The sequence below is a fragment of the Herbaspirillum rhizosphaerae genome (assembly GCF_001189965.1).
GTDB lineage: Bacteria > Pseudomonadota > Gammaproteobacteria > Burkholderiales > Burkholderiaceae_D > Herbaspirillum > Herbaspirillum rhizosphaerae.
The window spans coordinates 21,175-39,169 of record NZ_LFLU01000004.1 but is presented as its reverse complement, the minus strand read 5'-3'; the positions used below and the strand labels follow the sequence as shown (position 1 = coordinate 39,169).

The window sequence follows — 17,995 nt, the reverse complement described above, 5'->3', positions numbered from 1 at the left end:
GTCACTGCTACCGACGAAGCGGTATTAATTTCAAGCTGAACAATATTTTTTGTCTATGTCCATCTTCCAAAAAAACATTCTAATTGCCTGTATCTGGTACGCAGGCGCAACACCGTTCTCTTCGGCGCAAGAGCCGGGCCGTATCGGAAAACAATTTGCCAAGCGCTACGCTTTCGTGAAAGATCTGAGCACGCTCAGCAAGATTCCTTTTCCTGAAATCGCTGAAGAAGAGGCGACGCATGTTCTGGCGAACTCGTCTCGCGTTATCGCTCCGTTCGGGGCACAACTACCGGCATATCCACAGCATTACTTCTATCAATTGTTTGGTGTGGATTGTTATGTGTGTTCTTCTTCGGCACGCTACTACCTTGTTGCACAAGGTGGATTCGGAAGCGCTGAAACACGTGTATTCGGTCCCGTCGATGTTGAAGAATCTTCCTTGCAAGAGGATGTCGAGCAACTCAAGAAAATCAATACCTTTGCCATCGGTATGGTCGGTTTCGTGGGGCACATCAGCACCGGGGAAAATCTATACAGAAGAATACGTAACGCAAAAAATGCGCACGAGATTTTTGAAAGAATTCTTCACTCAACATCTTCCACAAATGAAGCGAAGATGTATGCCGCTTGCGGCTTGAAGAAACTTTCCCCAGCGAGTTTTGCAGGAGCAGTCCGCAGTCTCCGGCAGACAAATAAAACTATTTCCGTGCTGCGCGCTGATGTTTTAAACAAGGAGAAAATATCCGACGTGTTGGTGTTTATTGAAAATGCCGGCTGCAATGAGGGTCTCATCGCACAGTAGGACCATCAGTACGCTCAGGCAAGGCACCTCTGCTACTAAAATGTATCTCGCTCAAGACCAGTCCGAAATATCGATCCCCAATATCCCCCCGCTCAAACTCTTCCCATGCGCATCCAGCGCCAGCGAACGCGTCACGCCGCCGCCCAGCGCCTGCTGCATCACAAAGTTGAGTGCACCCAGATGCGGCAATGTGTAGCGTACGACCTCGCCATGCACCACGCCGGCAAAATGCGCCTTCACGCGCTCCGCCGTCAAATGCTTTTCCAGCATGGAATAGTCGTCGATGTCATAGGCGATCACGGAAATGTTGGAGATGTCGCCCTTGTCGCCCGCGCGCGCATGCGCGATGTCACGCAGTAGCATGTCAGCTCTCCTCGAAATGGATGGTCGGTTTGATCAGGTCGCGCGGCACCAGCGCCGAGAGCACGGCGATGATTTCCTTCGCCGATTTGGTAGCGCCGCCGCCGCCGGCGGGACCGCAGGTGTAGAGCGTCTCGACCTCATTGCCGATGCGTACGGCTTCGCGCATGCTGGCTGTGCGGCCCGCCACGCGTGCGCGTACTTCGTATGGCTCGCCGGCTGCGGCAGACAGTTGCGCACCGTGGATGGCGTTGACGCCGATCAGGTCGTAGCGCATTTCATCGCTTTGCAGGCCCATGATGGCGAGGCGCTCCTTCACGATATCGAGCGCCAGTTGCCCGCGTGCCTGCGCACCGGGGCCGGCGTAGGAAATCTGGCCTTCGCCGATATAGCTGTCGACATAGCCGAGCGTGGTCTTGAGCGTGTCGGGCCGGGCGCGTCCGCTGCCGCCGCTGACGGCGACGCGGTCGGGACCGATTTCGGTGATGACGATTTGCGAAAAATCGGCGATCACGTCGGGCGTGAAGTAGCTGCGCGGATCGTGGATTTCGTACAGCAATTGTTCCTTGCAGGTGGCGGCGGTGACTTGTCCGCCCGAGCCTGCCACCTTGGTGATGACGACGCTGCCGTCTTCGCTGACTTCGCCGATGGGGAAGCCCAGGCGCGCCAGATCCTTGACATCTTTCACGCCGGGATCGGCGAAGTAGCCGCCGGTGATCTGGCCGGCACATTCGAGCAGATGGCCGACCACGGTGCCTTGGCCGAGTCGTTGCCAGTCGTCCGTAGCCCAGCCGAATTCATGGATCAGCGGTCCCAGTGCCAGTGCCGGATCGGCGATGCGGCCGGTGATGACGACATCTGCACCGGCTTTCAGCGCGTCGACAATCGGCTGCGCGCCGAGATAAGCGTTGGCGGAGATCAATTTGTCGCCGAGCGACTTGACCGGAAGGCCGTTGTCTTCGATGCGGTAGTCGCCGCTCTGCAAGATGTCGAGCACGTCGTCGCCGCCGACGGCGGCAATCTTCAATTGCGGCAGGCCGAGTTCCTTCGCGATGTCGCGGATCCTGGCGGCGCCGGCCAGCGGATTGGCGGCGCCCATGTTGGTGATGATCCTGATGCCCTTGTCGGCGCACAATTTGAGCACCGCATACATGCGCTCGGCCAGCAGTGGGTCGTAGCCTTTTGTCGGATCGGCGCGGCGCGCCTGCTGACCGATGGCGATGGTGCGTTCGGCCAGGCATTCGAAGATCAGGTAATCGAGCTCGCCTTTTTCTGCGAGTTCGACGGCGGGTTCAATGCGGTCGCCGGAATAGCCTGCGCCCGCGCCGATGCGGATGATTTTCATGGCAAGTCTTTACAGCAAGGGAAACAATCCGAGCAGCACGCAGGCAATCGTCATGATCACCGAGGCGCCGAACAGGAAGGGAATCGTGTACTTCTGATGATCGGCCAGTTCGATGCCGGCCAGGCCGCACACCAGGAAGGTTGCCGGCGTCAGCGGGCTGACCGGGAAACCGGTGGTCATCTGGCCCAGCAACGCAGCCTGTGCAACCTGGATCGACGGCACGCCGAGCAGGTGGCTGACTTCGGCAATTACCGGCAGCACGCCGAAGTAGAACGAGTCGGGATCGAACAGCAGGCTCAGCGGCATCGACAGCAGACCGAGCACGACCGGGATATGCGAGGCCATCGACGGCGGCACGAAGCCGACCGCCATCTTCGCCATCGCCGTCAGCATGCCGGACTTGGTCATGATGCCGGTGAACACGCCTGCCGCGAACAGGATGCTGGCCATCAGCAGCGCAGCCTTGGCATGCGCATCGATGCGGGCGCGCTGCATATTGACGTCGGGATAGTTGATCATCAGCGCCAGCACCACGCCGATCATGAACATCACGACCGGGTCGACCTTGCCGCTGATCATCACGCCCAGTACGAACACGGTCAGGATGATGTTGATCCAGAAATTGCGCGGACGGCGGATCTTCTTTTCTTCTTCGTTCAACACGTGTTCCTGCACCACGCCGGCAGCAGCGCCGCTGCTCAGGCCTAGGCGTTTTTCTTCACGCAGGCCGAGTACGTACGAGGTGATGAAGACGAATGCCAGGCCGACCAGTTGTACCGGAATCAGCGGCGTAAAGATGTCGCTGACAGGGATGTGCAACGCCGCCGACGCGCGAATCATCGGCCCGGTCCACGGCAGGAAGTTGACGCCGGCCGCCAGCGAGGCCACGCAGGCGAGGATGCGTTTGTCGATGCCGAGGCGGTTGTACAGCGGCAGCATCGCGGGGATGGTGATCAGGAAGGTCACGGCGCCGGAGCCGTCCAGATGGATCAGCAGCGCCAGCAAGGCCGTGCCCGGCACGATGCGGCTGGGGCGGCTGCCGACGGTGCGCAGGATGCGACTGATGATCGGGTCCAGCATGCCGGCATCGGTGACGATGCCGAAGAACAGGATCGCGAACACGAACATGCCGGCCACCGGTGCAATCGAGGTGACGCCGGAGACGATGAATTTGGACGTCTGCATGCCGAAGCCGCCGATCAGGGCGGCAGCGATAGGGATGGCGATGAGGGCGACCAGCGGCGACATCTTCTTGGTGAGGATGGCCGTGAATAGCAAAACGATCGTGATAAAGCCGAGCAGGGCGAGCATGCGTGTCTCCGGTGTTTTTTGTTTGGCGGAATACCGCTTGGCGGTTTCCGAGGATTCTTGTCGATCCGTCTGGATGGGTATATAGGTCTGGTCCAGACGCTATGTGATTGCAGGGCGAGTGTAGGCGGCGCGCAATTTTGTTGTAAAGTGCATTTTTCCGATTGATTAATCGGTTTTATGAATGAATTGCCATGCAAGCAAATATCTCGACCAAGCTGTTGCAAGGGTTTCTGGCGCTCAACGATTGCCGTCATTTCGGCCACGCGGCCGAGCGCTGCCACGTGTCGCAATCGGCCTTCAGCGTGATGATCCAAAAACTGGAAGCCGCCGCCGGCGCCCGGCTGTTTGAACGCGATACCCGTAATGTCACGCTGACGCCGGAAGGGGAATTGTTTGTCGAAGTGGCGCGGCAATTGATGAGCGATATCGAGGCCGCGTTTGCGGACATGAGCGACTATGTCGCGCGCCGCAAGGGGCGGGTGTCGATCGCTGCCTTGCCGTCGCTGGCGGCGGGCTGGCTGCCGCCGGTGCTGGCGGCTTATCGCGCCCGGCATCCGGGGGTGACGGTGGAGTTGTTCGATGCGATTTCAGATCATTGCCTGAACTATCTGCGCCAGGGCAAAGCCGATATTGCGTTGACGGCACCGGGGCCGAACCTGACGGAGTTCGACACGCAGCCGTTGTGTGAAGACCCTTTTTATCTCGTATGCCGGCTTCGATCACAAGCTGGCCAAAAAACGCATCATCCAGATTCCGCAACTGGCAGGTTGCGAACTGATTCACCTGGCGCGCTCGACCAGCGTGCGCCAGCATCTCGACGCGCTGCTGCAACCGGTCGGCGTGATCAATACCGGATTGGAAGTGGAGCATCTGGCGACCGTCGCCGGCCTGATTGAAAGCGGGCTGGGGGTGAGTCTGGTGCCGGAGCTGACGCTGTTCCAGTTCCGTCATCCGAATCTGGTGGCGATTCCGCTGAACGCGCCCAATCTGGTGCGGCCGCTGCTGATCGTCAAAGCCAAGGAGCGCAGCCTGTCGATTGCCGCGCAAGGTTTGCTGGAACTGATACAAGAAAAAAGCCGGTCAGGATTTGCACCCTGACCGGCTCGACGTACTCTCTCACTTGTACTTTCAGACTCCTGGCAAGCGAGGGAGCCGTCCGGCTTCCCCCTCTTGATACTGTCAGTTTTCGGCGTTGATGTCGTTGTCTTTGGATTCCTTGACAAAGAGCAGACCGATGACGAAAGTCGCCAGGGCGATCACGATCGGATACCACAGGCCGTAGTAGATATCGCCCTTGTAGGCCACCAGTGCGAACGCCGTGGTTGGCAGCAGGCCGCCGAACCAGCCGTTACCGATGTGGTAAGGCATGGACATCGAAGTGTAGCGGATGCGAGTCGGGAACATCTCAACCAGCGCGGCAGCGACCGGGCCGTAGACCATGGTCACATAGAGAACCAGGATGAACAGCAACAGCAGAACCATCGGCTTGTTCATCTGATCCGGATCAGCTTTGGTTGGGTAACCGGCCAGTTTGATATCGTCAGCCAATTCCTTGGAAAGCGCCTTGTCTTTAGCAGCAGCGTCTTCCTTGGACAGGCCGGCGGCGTCATACGAGGTGATGATCTTGTCGCCGATCTTGATGGTGGCCACCGTGCCAGGCGCCGCAGCCACGTTTTCGTAGTTCACCGAAGCGGCCGACAGCTTGGCCTTGGCGATATCACAAGACGAAGTGAACTTCTTGGTGCCGGTCGGGTTGAACTGGAATTGGCAAGTGGCAGGATCGGCAGTGACGATCACCGGTGCTTTTTGCAGTGCGGCTTCCAATGCCGGGTTGGCGTAGTGGGTCAGACCCTGGAAGATCGGGAAGTAAGTCACGGCAGCGATCAGGCAGCCACCCAGGATGATCGGCTTGCGGCCGATCTTGTCGGACAGCGAACCGAAGATCAGGAAGAACGGTGTCGCCAGCAGCAGCGCCAGTGCGATCAGGATGTTGGCCAGCGGACCGTCAACCTTCAGCGTTTGCGTCAGGAAGAACAGCGAGTAGAACTGACCTGCGTACCAGACCACGGCTTGACCTGCGGTCATGCCGATCAGCGCCAGGATGACCAGCTTCAGGTTTTTCCAGCGGCCGAATGCTTCGGTCAGCGGCGCCTTGGAAATCTTGCCTTCGGATTTCATCTTCAGGAAAGCCGGCGATTCATTCATCGACAGGCGGATCCAGACGGAAATGCCCAGCAGGATGATCGACACCAGGAAAGGAATGCGCCAGCCCCAGTCTGCGAATGCGGCTTCGCCGACGGCGGTACGCACACCCAGGATCACCAGCAGCGACAGGAACAGGCCCAAAGTTGCTGTCGTTTGAATCCACGCAGTGAAGGAGCCGCGTTTGCCTTCCGGTGCGTGCTCGGCGACGTAGGTCGCTGCACCGCCGTACTCACCGCCCAGCGCCAGGCCTTGCAGAATGCGCAGAATGATCAGGATCACCGGTGCGGCAATGCCGATGGAGTTGTAGTTCGGCAGGATGCCGACGATGAAGGTCGACGCACCCATGATCAGGATGGTCACCAGGAAGGTGTATTTACGCCCGACCAGGTCACCCAGGCGGCCGAACACCAGCGCGCCGAAAGGACGCACGATGAAGCCTGCGGCGAATGCCAGCAAGGCGAAAATGAATGCGGTGTTGGGATCTGTGCCGGCAAAGAATTGCTTGGCGATGATTGCTGCCAGCGAGCCGTACAGATAGAAGTCGTACCATTCAAACACAGTGCCCAGCGAAGAGGCAAAAATAACTTTGCGCTCTTCAGGCGTAATGGTGTGCGCAGTGGAAGCTGTCGCCATGCTTGTCTCCTTGATTTTATTAATGTGGATGTACAAACGGGCGACTCAAACTGCGCAGGCGCCATTTGTGCACGCATGGAGTGTGCGACGCGAAACTTACGCAGGACTTGCTTGAAACTTACATAAGCTTACAGGCGCAATCCGGGATCCGGAGCGGATGCGCAGGCGTATGGCAGGTGCGGTGCAGCAAAAATCAGACGGTTTGTTCTTGCAGGAATCCCGGGACTTTGGCGGCGGGGAGGCGATTGATCGCGGCCAGCAGACCAGGATCGATGTGCGGGCATTTGTAGTGGCCGCGCAAACGGTCGCTCAGGTGCAGCAGCAATTCGGCAGAGACTTCGGCATCGGCTTCGGCCCGGTGGGCGTGGCCGCTGAAGCGGATGCCAAGATTGTCGGCCAGGCTCGACAGGCGGTAGCTGGGCAGCCCCGGGAGCAAGCGGCGCGACAGCAGCAGCGAGCAGACCAGTTCGGAATAGCTCGCCTGCATGTCCAGGCGTTCGGCTTCGGCCGTCAGGAATTTGGAGTCGAAACTGGCGTTGTGCGCTGCAAGGGCATCGCTGCCGATGAAGCGCAGCAGTTCCGGCAGGACGCGCTCCACCGATGGCGCCGAATCGACCATTTCCTGCGTGATGCCGGTCAGCGCGGTGATTTCGTAAGGAACCTCGACGTCGCAATTGATCAGCGACACGAAACGATCGACGATCCGTCCGTCGACGATGCGCAGTGCGGCGACTTCGGTGATGCGAGCGCCTTGCGCGGGGCTCAGGCCGGTGGTTTCGAAGTCCAGCATGACGACAGGTTGATTGATCACGGTAACGCTAATCCAGAAAAGAAAATGACAACGAATGACAGCACAAGGGCGTCATTTTAATACGCGCCGGCTTCTCCTTCGAAAACAGGGCGGCGGCATCGCCTGCTTGCCTGGCCGCCTTCGCTTATCATTACGGCTTTGCGATTCACCATTCACCCTTTACTCATTTGCAGTCAGGAGAAATACCGTGCTCAAACATATCGTCATGTGGAAACTCAAAGATCAGGCCGAAGGCGCCGACAAGGCCGCCAACGCGCGCAAGATGAAGGACTTGCTGGATGGTTGCGCCAATCTGGTGCCGGGCATCCTGAAGTTCGAAGCGGCACTGGCGCAGCCCGGTCTGGAAGCCACTTACGATGTCGTGCTGTATTCCGAGTTCGAATCCAAAGCTGCGCTGGATGCTTATCAGGATCATCCGGATCACATCGCCATCAAGCCTTTCATCGGCGCGATCCGCGAAGGACGCCAATGCATGGACTACCTGGTCTGAGTTCGCGCGACATGGCTTATTCACTCTCTGAAGTTTTCACCAACGGCAATCCTTATCTGGAAAGCCTCGGCGTCGAAGTCGTGGAATACGGCGACGGCAAGGCGGTCATGGCGCTCAAGCTGCAGCCTGAATTCATGAACAGCTGGCATGTCGCGCAAGGCGGCATTTCCATGACATTGATGGATGTCGCCATGGGGCTGGCGGCACGCACCGCCATCCCGGACGCCAAGTCGTCGGCGACGGTCGACATGAGCACCAGCTTTCTGCAGCCGGCCGGAAAGGCCGGTGAAACCATCGTCGCGCGCGGCAAGGCCTATCACCGTTCCACCACCATGTGTTTTTGCGAAGCCGAACTGTGGAACGGCGACCAGTTGGTCGCCAAGGCGCTGGGGACATTCAAGGCCATCAAACGCGTCGACATCGCCAAGAAGCTGACGCACGAAGCGCACGAAGCGCATGATAGACAAGCTGCCGCGGCTGCTCCGGCATCATCGCAACAGGACTGAACATGAAACACAACATCAAAATCGCTGCGTGGAACGATCTGCGCGAAGATGCGGCATTGATCCGCAATGAAGTTTTTGTCGTCGAGCAAAACGTGCCGGCGGAACTGGAAATGGACGAGATGGACGCCGTCTGCGTGCATGCTGTCGCTTACGACGAAAGCGGCACACCGGTCGCCACCGGACGCTTGCTCCCCGACGGTCACATCGGCCGCATGGCGGTGCGCAAGCCCGGCCGCGGCCAGGGTGTCGGCGGCGCGGTATTGCAGGCGCTGATGGCGGCGGCGCGCCAACGCGGCGATCATGAAGTTGCGCTGAATGCACAGACGCATGCGGCGTCTTTCTATGGCAGCCACGGTTTTGCGCAGGAGGGCGACGAGTTCATGGAGGCGGGTATTCCGCATATTCACATGCGGGCGACGCTGGCCTGATCGGGCCAGCGTCTGTCCGACGGACCGAAGTAGTGGGGCGATCGCGGCGAGTTGCGGCTTGCCTGATCGTCTACGGGATTCACCGCCGGCCTCCATGGCAGGTAACTGTCAGCAGTTTTCTGCATTGCAGCAATTTCCGCGTGCTTGTTTTGCCGCGATGGCGACTGCCGACGGCCAGAAAACTTTTCGTTGTCTTCTGGCTATGTTTCGTTGTTTTGTTGTGGTTTCCCACAATATCTAGGGGTATGCTGCTAATGCATACTTGCGCCCGCAGTGACAGTTGCGGCTTTATTCTTTGGCAATGTCGACTGTGTAAGCTTTCTGAGATCCTAGAATAAACGGAGAACCGCATGGGCAAGACGCCACTTTATAAATCACTCTACTTTCAGGTGTTGGTGGCAATTGTCATCGGCGTCCTGCTGGGCCATTTCTACCCGTCCTCCGGCGAGGCAATGAAGCCGCTCGGCGACGGCTTCATCAAATTGATCAAGATGATCATCGCACCGGTGATCTTCTGCACGGTCGTGCTCGGCATCGCCGGCATGGAAGACATGAAGAAGGTCGGCAAGACCGGCGGCCTGGCGCTGTTGTACTTTGAAGTCGTCAGCACGCTGGCGCTGATCGTCGGCCTGGTGCTGGTCAATGTGCTGCAGCCGGGCGCCGGCATGAACATCGATCCGAACACCATCGATACCAAGAGCATCACGGCTTACACCGGCCCGGGCAAGATGACCAGCACGATCGATTTCGTGATGAATATCATCCCGGTCAGCATGGTGGACGCGTTCGCCAAGGGCGACGTGTTGCAGGTGTTGCTGATCTCGGTGCTGTTCGGCTTTGCGCTGCATCGCTTCGGCGGCCGCGGCACGATGATTTTTGATTTCATCGAAAAAATCTCCCACGTCCTGTTCGCCGTTGTCGGCACCATCATGAAGGCCGCTCCTGTCGGCGCGTTCGGTGCGATGGCGTTCACCATCGGCAAATACGGCGTCGGTTCGCTGCTGTCGCTGGGCAAGCTGATGGGCACGTTCTACCTGACCTGCCTGATCTTCATCTTCGTCGTGCTGGGCATCATCACCCGTCTGCACGGCTTCAGCGTCTGGAAGTTCGTCAAGTACATCAAGGAAGAACTGCTGATCGTGCTGGGCACCTCGTCTTCGGAATCGGTGCTGCCGCGCATGCTGGCCAAGATGGAAAACCTGGGCGCGAAGAAGACGGTCGTCGGCCTGGTGATTCCTACCGGTTATTCGTTCAATCTGGACGGCACGGCGATCTACCTGACCATGGCGGCCGTGTTTATCGCGCAGGCAACCAATACGCCGATGACGCTGACGCAGGAGCTGACCTTGCTGGCGGTCTTGCTGCTGACATCGAAGGGCGCCGCCGGCATCACCGGCAGCGGTTTCATCGTGCTGGCAGCGACCTTGTCTGCGGTGGGCCATGTGCCTGTCGCCGGCCTGGCCCTGATTCTCGGCATCGACCGCTTCATGTCCGAAGCGCGCGCCCTGACCAACACCATCGGCAACGGCGTGGCAACCATCATCGTCGCGAAGTGGAGCAATGAACTGGACGAAAAGCGTCTGCATGCGCAGCTGAACAACGAAACGTCGGAAGAGGCGAACTCGCCGGAAGCCGTGCTGGATCGCACGGAAGCCAAGATTCATCACTGATGATTGAGGCGTCCTCCGGCTTGCAGGAGGACGTAAAAAAACGGCGGCGGGACTTGATTGTCCTGCCGCCGTTTTTTATTTGCCGAAGCAGATGCAAAGTGCGCGCACAAAAGAAAAGACCCATAACGAAGGGGGGAACGTTACGGGTCTTGGTCTCCTCACAGCCTCTCAAGGACTGGATTTATTTCGAGCTATTGTGTTCCCTTTGCGCACAATAGTCATTCTGCGGTGCAGCATGTTTTTTCGATAAGATTTGTCGGTGGGCGGGGAGTGCGCAGCGATTGCGGATGAGGCGAGGCCGCAGGCGGAAGTGGCTGCAGCAGCCGGATGTCGGAAGGCGAAAAAAAAGCCCGCGGCCTTGCGGCGCGGGCTTAAATCCAATTCTTTAAGGAGGAAATTGGAGGAGACAGGTGTAACTTTAATGCTCCGCACAAAATCCGACTACTTTATTTCTCAAATATCAGTTATCCGTTTTGTTTATATCTTGTCATATAACTGTCATTAATCCGATCGTCAGCTCGGGCTTTCGGCATCCGGTCTGATCTTCGGCTTGCATGGCGAAGTCTTCTTCTGCGTCTCGGTGGCAGGTGCGGCCTGGCAGGAGGTGATGGGATCGACGACGTGTTCGCTCAATACCGGTTCGCCGATGATGGGCACGCGCACGACAGTCGATGCCCGTGTGCCGTAGTCGGGCGAGCAGATGAAGATCGACGACAGCGTGCGCTCCCATTCCAGGCTGACGCCGGTGCTCGGCAGGCGGCAATCGTTGGCGCGCGTGCTGTCGCTGAGCAGTTCGAAGAAGGTTTCTTCCGGCGCGCCCTGGCACAGCAGGCTGGCGAACTGCGCTTTGGCGCGCGTCACCTTGGGCCAGGGCGTGTCGAGCAGGGCATTAGACAAACCGTAGACGCCGTAACCGAGCGGCTTGCCGTTGCGCGGGTCGTCGTCGCCCTTGTTGGAATACCACAGCAGGGTTTCGCGATCGCCGACGATCAGGTTGAAACCGTTATATTCCGCTGCGCCGGGGCGGATGTGTTCGACATATTGTTCCGGCGTGAATGCGCCGGACAGATAATCGGAGACCAGCTTGCCGCGGGTCGGCGCATCGGGCCGCTTTTCCGACGGCGCACGCACATTGGTCAGCGCCGCAAAGCGGCCGTCGCGGGTCACGCCTAGCCAGGTGCCGCCTGCTTGAAGGTCGCGGCCGGCAAAGACGTCCGGGCGGTCTTCCCACCAGCCTGCGGCGCTGGCCGGGCGCTGATAAAACTCGTCGCGGTTGGCGGCGGCGATCAGCGGCATGCCGGGAATGACTTTCCACGCAAAAATGATCAGACACATGGTGAAAAGTCCAGAAAGTGTTCGGTGTGGCGCGGGCCGTCGATCAGCTTGTCCAGCTGACTGGCGGCGATACTTTGCTTCAGCACCGACTCAAAACCGTCGGGCACATCCAGATAAACCTCCATCCAGGTGTGCTTGCCATCCTGCTCCTGCGGGCGGCGCTTCAGTTCCGTGGCGACCTTGTATTGCTGCGACAACTGCGCCTGCATGGCGCCGGCCTGCTTTTGCAACTGTTCGCTATCGCTCAGCAGCACACGGTAATAGATATACAGATCCATCGGCAATCCCGGGCGCTTACTGCGGTTCCGCCAGTTCGTAAGGGAGAGGCTGCAATTGCAGCACAGGACCATCGACGGCGCCGAGATGGATGGTGCCGCTGTCGCTGGCCGCCAGTTTGATTTCCACCAGGCAGGCGGACTTGCCCGCGCCTGCCGCTTCTGCATTGACGACCATGCCGCACGGCTGGCCCGGATCTTCGCTGGAAAATACTTCGGCGCCGGCGCGCACATCGGTCGCGTCGACCAGCGCCAGCACGCTGCGGCGCTTCAGCTTGCCCAGATACTGGCTGCGCGCGACGATTTCCTGGCCGGGATAGCAGCCTTTTTTGAAGTTGACGCCGCCGATCAGCTCGAAATTGATCATCTGCGGCACGAATTGCTCCTGCGTCGGCTGCGTAATGACCGGCACGCCGGCATAGATATCGGTCAGGCGCCAGGCGTGGGTGCCGACGGCGTTCAGTTTTTGCGTCAACGCCGGCCAGGCGGCAATCGCCTGCTCAACCGAGGTGATCCATTGATAGCGCGGGGCCTGACGGCTGTCCGCGACGCGCACCAGCGTGCCGTTGTCGTTGTCGGTCTTGGCATAGGCTTGCGCCGGCAATTGCGGAAACCATTGCTGCAGGGCCTCGGCGGCCGCGTTGCCGGCCAGGCCGAGCGCGACGTACTGTTCGCTGACATCGGCCAGCTTGGCCTTGGAACGCATCACAAACATCTGCAGGCGCTTCTGGATCGCCGGCTGCAGGGCGCGCGGTAATTGCAATACGATCTGGCCGGCATCCTTCCACATCAGGAAGGTCGCCAGCAGACGGCCCTTGGGTGTGCAATAGCCGGCCAGGCGGGCGGTGGCGAGGTCGAGTTTTTCGACATCGTTGGTAATCTGGTTATGCAGGAAACTGGCGGCATCGTCGCCGCTCAGGGAGATCAGGCCGAGATCGGTCAGCGGGGCAACGAAGTTGTCGGGCAACTCTGCCGTGGCAGCCGCGCCGAAATAGGCGACTTCCGGGCCGTTTGCGGCCTCGATGTGGGCGCCTTGCTGTTCGAGAAATGCCTGCCAGGGCGTGGATGCTTGAGTCGATTCGGTCATAAATTAGGTTACTGGGCTATACAGCGATTATCATTGATGCCTCGATTATAGTGGCGCTGGAAAAACGCGTCTGATTGCGCCGGATTTTGCCTCAACAATGAAAAAAATATTTAACACTCTCCTGTTGCTGTGTGTCGCCCTTGCCTGCGGGGGCGCCTATTGGCTGAGCCAGCCGATCATTGAAGAAGGGCAGAAGCCGGTCGAATTCACCATCACGCCGGGCGCGGGCATCAATGGCGCCGCCCAGCAGATCGCGGACGCCGGCGCGCCGGTCAACCCTATCCTGTTCGCCTTGCTGGCGCGCGGCAGCGGCAAGGGCAGTCGCATCAAGGCCGGCAGCTATGAGCTGAAGCCGGGCGCCACGCCGTTGCGCCTGCTGGAACAACTGGTCCGCGGCGAGTTCGCGCAGGAGTCGCTGACCATCATCGAAGGCTGGAGCTTCAGGCAGATGCGCCAGGCCATCGCCGAGCACAAGGGACTCAAACACGATACGGCCGCGCTTTCCAACAGCGAGCTGCTGGCCAGGCTGACCACCGAATTCGCAGCGCCGGAGGGCTTGTTCTTCCCGGATACCTATCTGTTCGCCAAAGGCGCCAGCGACATGCAGATCTACCGCCAGGCGTTTGCGCTGATGAACAAGCGTCTCGCCGAAGCCTGGAGCAAGCGCGACCTGTCGCTGCCTTACAAAACGCCGTACGACGCCCTGATCATGGCATCCATTGTCGAAAAGGAAACTGGGCAGAAGTCCGAGCGCGGCTTGGTGGCAGGCGTATTCGTCAATCGCCTGAAAACCGGCATGTTGCTGCAAACCGATCCGACCGTCATCTATGGCATGGGCGAGCGCTACCAGGGCGTGATCCGCAAGAGCGACCTGCTGACCGACACGCCGTACAATACCTACACCCGCAAGGGCATGCCGCCGACGCCGATCGCCTTGCCGGGCGCGGCCTCGCTGGCGGCGGCGATGAATCCGGACAAGACCGACGCGCTGTACTTCGTCGCGCGCGGCGACGGCACCAGCCATTTTTCCAGCAACCTGAGCGAGCACAATCAGGCGGTCAACAAATATCAACGCTGATCGGCGCTGACCTGTATCGCAAGAACTTCACGCTGCATCATTTTTTATCTGACGAAGACAGACCACATGGCATCAGGCAAATTCATCACCTTTGAAGGCATCGACGGCGCGGGCAAGTCGACGCACATCGCTTTCGTCGCCGACCTGCTGCGCACACGCGGACTGACGGTCGTCGCCACGCGCGAACCGGGCGGCACCGAACTGGGCGAAAGCCTGCGTTCCATGGTGCTGCATCAGAAGATGCATCTGGAGACCGAGGCGCTGCTGATGTTCGCCGGCCGCCGCGAGCATCTGGCCCAGGTCATCGAACCGGCCCTGGCGCGCGGCGACTGGGTGATCTCCGACCGTTTTACCGACGCCACTTTCGCCTATCAGGGCGGCGGCCGCCATCTGTCGCTGGACAAGCTCGACGCCCTGGAGCAATGGGTGCATCCGCATCTGCAGCCGGATCTGACGCTGCTGTTCGACGTGCCGCTGGAAGTGGCGCGCGCGCGCCTGGATGCCGAGCGCACCCTGGACAAGTTCGAGCAGGAAAAAGCCGATTTCTTCGCCGCCACGCGCGCCGAATATCTGCGCCGGGCGAAGCAGTTTCCGCAGCGTTTCCGCGTCATCGACTCGACCCGTCCCATCGCCGACATTCAGCAAGAAATCGCGCAATTGCTGGCGGATGTCTGAGATGCACTTTTTTCCGATCAACGCTTTATCCATGATTGATCACGCATGAGCAATACCGTTTTCCCCTGGCTGCAGGACAGCTGGCTGCAACTCCAGCAGTTGCGGGCCCGCTTGCCGCACGCCATTTTGTTTTATGGGCCGGAAGGCATCGGCAAGACCGATTTCGTCGAGTCGTTTGCGCAATCGCTGCTGTGCGAAGACGTGCAGCCTGACGGCCATGCCTGCGGCGCCTGCGCTTCCTGCGGCTGGTTCTCGCAATACAACCATCCCGATTACCGGCGCGTGCGTCCCGAAATCCTCGACGGCGAGGATGCTGCCGATGACGGCGAAGGCGAAGAGAAGAAGACTGCCAAGGCCAGCAAGACGCCTTCCAAGGAAATCAAGATCGACCAGATCCGCGCCTTGTCCGATTTCATGAACGTGTCGACGCATCGCTCGGGCATGCGCGTCGTCGTGCTGTATCCGGCGGAGGCGCTCAATACCGCTGCCGCCAATTCCTTGCTGAAAACCCTGGAAGAGCCGCCGCCGAGCACCATGTTCCTGCTGGTGTCCAATCGCCTCGACCGCTTGCTGCCGACCATCCTGTCGCGCTGCCGCAAATTCGCGCTGGCATTGCCGTCGCACGAGGACGGCCTGGCCTGGCTGAAGCAGCAGAATGTGAAAGACGCCGACGTCTGGCTGTCGGAGCAGGGCGGCGCGCCGCTGGCAGCGTTCAACGCCTCGCAAGGCGACGGTCGCGAGACCATGGACGAGTTCCTGCGCGCGCTGTGTCATCCCGGCATCGACGTCGCGCTGAAGACCGCCGAGCGGCTGCAAAAAATCCCGGTCGCCGATCTGGTGGGCTGGCAACAGCGCTGGCTCTACGATCTGTTCTCGCTGAAGTCGGGCGGCCCGATTCGCTACTATCCGCGCTACGGCAAAGAGCTGGGCGCGCTGGGCGGCCGCGTCGATACCGTGACGATTGCCGCTGCGCTGAAGGCCGCCAATGAGCGCCGTGCGATTGCCGACCATCCTTTGTCGGCGAGACTGTTCATCGAAGAAATGCTGATCGAGTATTCGACGCTGTTTGCCTGAGGCGCGGCGTTCGGTACCGTCAAACCGAGCAACCGATTCATTCACTACGTTTTCACCATGCGCTTTACCTACACCCATCGCCTGGCGCGCCAGGAAGACCTGAACGCCATCGTCGCCATCTACAACAGCACCGTCGCCTCGCGCGAAGTCACCGCCGACACCGAACCTGTGTCCGTGGAATCCCGCCAGGCCTGGTTCGACGAACATACGCCCGACAAGCGCCCGCTGTGGGTGGCCGAGCGCGACGGCGAGATCATCGGCTGGCTGTCGTATTCCAACTTCTACGGCCGTCCGGCGTATTCCGGCACCGCCGAGCTGTCGGTTTATCTCCACGAAAAAGCGCGCGGCCAGGGGCTGGGAAGTTATTTCCTCGAACAGGCGATCGCTTTTGCGCCGTCGATCAAGGTGCATACGCTGCTGGGTTTCGTGTTCGGGCACAACCAGCCCAGCCTGAAGCTGTTTGAAGCATTTTCGTTTGAGCGCTGGGCCGACATGCCGCGCGTGGCGACGCTGGATGGCATCGAGCGGGATCTGGTGATTCTGGGCAAGCGCGTGGCCTAGCAGAAGATGACAGCTGGCAAGTTTCCTGCCGGCAGGTGCAAACCGCATCGCGAGCAGGGCGACATATAATTCCCTCATGCCGATACTTTCCCTTTCCCGCCCCTTGCCGCAGCACCAAATCTTGCTGCGCCTGTTCTGGATGCGTTGCATCGCGACGCTGGCGCAGGTTTTGCTGGTTGCCGGCGCGTATCTGGGGATGGAACTGAGTCTGCCGCTGACGCCGCTATGTGCGGTGCTGGCGCTGATGCTGGCGTTCAACGGCCTGACCTGGTGGCGCATGCGTCTGGCGTATCCGGTGCGCGAGCCGGAGCTGTTTTTTCAGCTTTTCGTCGATGTCAGCGGCTTGTCGGCCTTGCTGTACTTCACGGGCGGGGCGACCAATCCTTTCGTTTCCTTTTATCTGCCTGCGCTGGCGGTTGCCGCGGCGATCCTCGCTCCGCGTTACGCCTTCATGCTGGCGCTGTATTCTTTTACCTGTTATTCCGGGCTGACTTATCTGTATCAGCCGCTGCACATCCACGACCACGATCAGGCGATGGCGTATCACCTGGCGGGCATGTGGGTGAATTTTCTGGTGTCGGCGGCGCTGATCACCTGGTTCGTGACGCGCATGTCGGCGACGGTGCGCGCCCGCGACGCGCAACTGGCGCAGGCGCGCGAGCAGCAATTGCAGGATGAGCGCATCGTCGCGCTGGGAACGCAGGCTGCCAGCGCCGCGCATGAAATGAGTACGCCGCTGGCGACAGTCGCGGTGATCGCGGGAGAGTTGAGGATTGAGGCAGGGCGTAACGGCGCCTTGACGATGTACCGCGACGATCTGGCCATTGTGGAAGAACAGATCGCTGCCTGCAAAACCGCACTTGATCGCATGGGCATGGACGTACAGGTGCGGCATGCCGACATCTCGGCGCCGGTGCGGCTGACGGATTGGCTGCGGCATTTCGTCGATGCCTGGCGCTTGCGCCATCCGGCCGTGTCGATACATCTGTCTTTGCCCGCCGAAACGGGACCGGTGAACAACCAGCAACTGGTCGGACAGATCTTGCTGACACTGCTGGACAACGCCGCGCAAGCCGTCAATGAAGGTGGGAAAATCGACATGACGCTGAGCATGCAGCGCGGTGAAGCAATGATTCGCGTCGTTGACGACGGGCCGGGCATTGCGCCTGACCTGCTCAAACGGCTCGGCTATGAGCCGGTGCGCAGCAGCACCGGCGGCAAGGGGATAGGACTGATGCTGGCCTTTGCCACGGCGCGGCAGCTCGGTGCGAAGCTGGCGCTGGCTTCCGACGGCATGCGCGGCGTCAGCGCGACCTTGACGATTTCTTTATAAACCGGCCTTCGCAGGA

At 59.8% G+C, this 17,995-nt stretch carries 18 protein-coding genes and 1 pseudogene; 11 read left to right on the top strand and 8 right to left on the bottom strand.

What is annotated here, in order from left to right; genetic code table 11:
* Window positions 1-55: 55 nt before the first annotated feature.
* Window positions 56-802: an MchS3 family protein gene (gene mchS3, locus AKL25_RS23685; RefSeq protein ID WP_083444609.1), complete on the top strand. Its 747-nt coding sequence runs from the start codon at window positions 56-58 to the stop codon at window positions 800-802.
* A 51-nt stretch (window positions 803-853) separates the two neighbouring features.
* Here mchS3 and AKL25_RS07485 read toward each other — a convergent pair whose 3' ends face one another.
* Genes AKL25_RS07485 through AKL25_RS07475 form a run of 3 tightly spaced genes read right to left on the bottom strand, consistent with a single transcriptional unit; the run spans window position 854 to window position 3,818 of the window.
* Entirely contained in the window at window positions 854-1,165 is a 312-nt protein-coding gene (locus AKL25_RS07485; protein ID WP_050477032.1) for an AtuA-related protein, read from the bottom strand.
* Window position 1,166: 1 nt separating this feature from the next.
* Entirely contained in the window at window positions 1,167-2,507 is a 1,341-nt protein-coding gene (locus AKL25_RS07480; RefSeq protein ID WP_050477031.1) for an acyclic terpene utilization AtuA family protein, read from the bottom strand.
* Window positions 2,508-2,516: 9 nt separating this feature from the next.
* Window positions 2,517-3,818, bottom strand: a complete 1,302-nt coding sequence (locus AKL25_RS07475) for a CitMHS family transporter (RefSeq protein WP_050477030.1) — start codon at window positions 3,816-3,818, stop codon at window positions 2,517-2,519.
* A 191-nt stretch (window positions 3,819-4,009) separates the two neighbouring features.
* On the opposite strand from AKL25_RS07475, the pseudogene AKL25_RS07470 reads away from it, so the two are divergent.
* Window positions 4,010-4,916 (top strand): annotated as a pseudogene (locus AKL25_RS07470) (LysR family transcriptional regulator).
* 81 nt (window positions 4,917-4,997) lie between these two features.
* On the opposite strand, the gene AKL25_RS07465 reads toward AKL25_RS07470, so the two are convergent.
* Window positions 4,998-6,656: an MFS transporter gene (locus AKL25_RS07465; RefSeq protein WP_050477029.1), complete on the bottom strand. Its 1,659-nt coding sequence runs from the start codon at window positions 6,654-6,656 to the stop codon at window positions 4,998-5,000.
* 193 nt (window positions 6,657-6,849) lie between these two features.
* Complete coding sequence (locus AKL25_RS07460) at window positions 6,850-7,467, bottom strand: 3'-5' exonuclease (RefSeq protein ID WP_050477028.1); 618 nt, start codon at window positions 7,465-7,467, stop codon at window positions 6,850-6,852.
* Window positions 7,468-7,654: 187 nt separating this feature from the next.
* Here AKL25_RS07460 and AKL25_RS07455 point away from each other — a divergent pair, with 187 nt between their 5' ends.
* From AKL25_RS07455 to AKL25_RS07440, 4 genes are all read left to right on the top strand, one after another.
* On the top strand, window positions 7,655-7,957 hold the full coding sequence (locus tag AKL25_RS07455; RefSeq protein ID WP_050477027.1) for a Dabb family protein: 303 nt from the start codon (window positions 7,655-7,657) through the stop codon (window positions 7,955-7,957).
* An 11-nt stretch (window positions 7,958-7,968) separates the two neighbouring features.
* Window positions 7,969-8,463, top strand: a complete 495-nt coding sequence (locus tag AKL25_RS07450; protein ID WP_050477026.1) for a PaaI family thioesterase — start codon at window positions 7,969-7,971, stop codon at window positions 8,461-8,463.
* A gap of 2 nt (window positions 8,464-8,465) precedes the next feature.
* Entirely contained in the window at window positions 8,466-8,891 is a 426-nt protein-coding gene (locus AKL25_RS07445) for a GNAT family N-acetyltransferase (protein ID WP_050477025.1), read from the top strand.
* 350 nt (window positions 8,892-9,241) lie between these two features.
* The gene (locus AKL25_RS07440; protein WP_050477024.1) at window positions 9,242-10,561 is read left to right on the top strand and encodes a dicarboxylate/amino acid:cation symporter; all 1,320 of its coding nucleotides are present in this window, start codon (window positions 9,242-9,244) and stop codon (window positions 10,559-10,561) included.
* 513 nt (window positions 10,562-11,074) lie between these two features.
* Here the strand turns inward: AKL25_RS07440 and AKL25_RS07435 are convergent.
* Genes AKL25_RS07435 through ygfZ form a run of 3 tightly spaced genes read right to left on the bottom strand, consistent with a single transcriptional unit; the run spans window position 11,075 to window position 13,258 of the window.
* Window positions 11,075-11,896 carry an NRDE family protein gene (locus AKL25_RS07435; RefSeq protein ID WP_050477023.1) on the bottom strand — a complete coding sequence of 274 codons (822 nt, stop codon included), beginning with the start codon at window positions 11,894-11,896 and terminating at the stop codon, window positions 11,075-11,077.
* Window positions 11,887-12,174 (bottom strand): DUF4936 family protein, encoded by a 288-nt coding sequence (locus AKL25_RS07430; RefSeq protein ID WP_050477022.1) that lies wholly within the window; start codon window positions 12,172-12,174, stop codon window positions 11,887-11,889. Before AKL25_RS07430 ends, AKL25_RS07435 begins: the two co-directional genes overlap by 10 nt.
* Window positions 12,175-12,190: 16 nt before the next feature.
* Window positions 12,191-13,258, bottom strand: coding sequence for a CAF17-like 4Fe-4S cluster assembly/insertion protein YgfZ (ygfZ, locus tag AKL25_RS07425; protein ID WP_050477021.1), 1,068 nt, complete (start codon window positions 13,256-13,258; stop codon window positions 12,191-12,193).
* Between the two features lie 97 nt (window positions 13,259-13,355).
* Here ygfZ and mltG point away from each other — a divergent pair, with 97 nt between their 5' ends.
* From mltG to AKL25_RS07400, 5 genes are all read left to right on the top strand, one after another.
* Window positions 13,356-14,336 (top strand): endolytic transglycosylase MltG, encoded by a 981-nt coding sequence (gene mltG / locus AKL25_RS07420; protein ID WP_050477020.1) that lies wholly within the window; start codon window positions 13,356-13,358, stop codon window positions 14,334-14,336.
* Between the two features lie 66 nt (window positions 14,337-14,402).
* Entirely contained in the window at window positions 14,403-15,011 is a 609-nt protein-coding gene (tmk, locus tag AKL25_RS07415) for a dTMP kinase (RefSeq protein WP_050477019.1), read from the top strand.
* Window positions 15,012-15,056: 45 nt separating this feature from the next.
* The gene (locus tag AKL25_RS07410; RefSeq protein WP_050477018.1) at window positions 15,057-16,085 is read left to right on the top strand and encodes a DNA polymerase III subunit delta'; all 1,029 of its coding nucleotides are present in this window, start codon (window positions 15,057-15,059) and stop codon (window positions 16,083-16,085) included.
* Between the two features lie 57 nt (window positions 16,086-16,142).
* Window positions 16,143-16,646, top strand: a complete 504-nt coding sequence (locus AKL25_RS07405; protein ID WP_050477017.1) for a GNAT family N-acetyltransferase — start codon at window positions 16,143-16,145, stop codon at window positions 16,644-16,646.
* 76 nt (window positions 16,647-16,722) lie between these two features.
* Window positions 16,723-17,979 carry an ATP-binding protein gene (locus tag AKL25_RS07400; protein ID WP_050477016.1) on the top strand — a complete coding sequence of 419 codons (1,257 nt, stop codon included), beginning with the start codon at window positions 16,723-16,725 and terminating at the stop codon, window positions 17,977-17,979.
* Window positions 17,980-17,995: the final 16 nt, after the last annotated feature.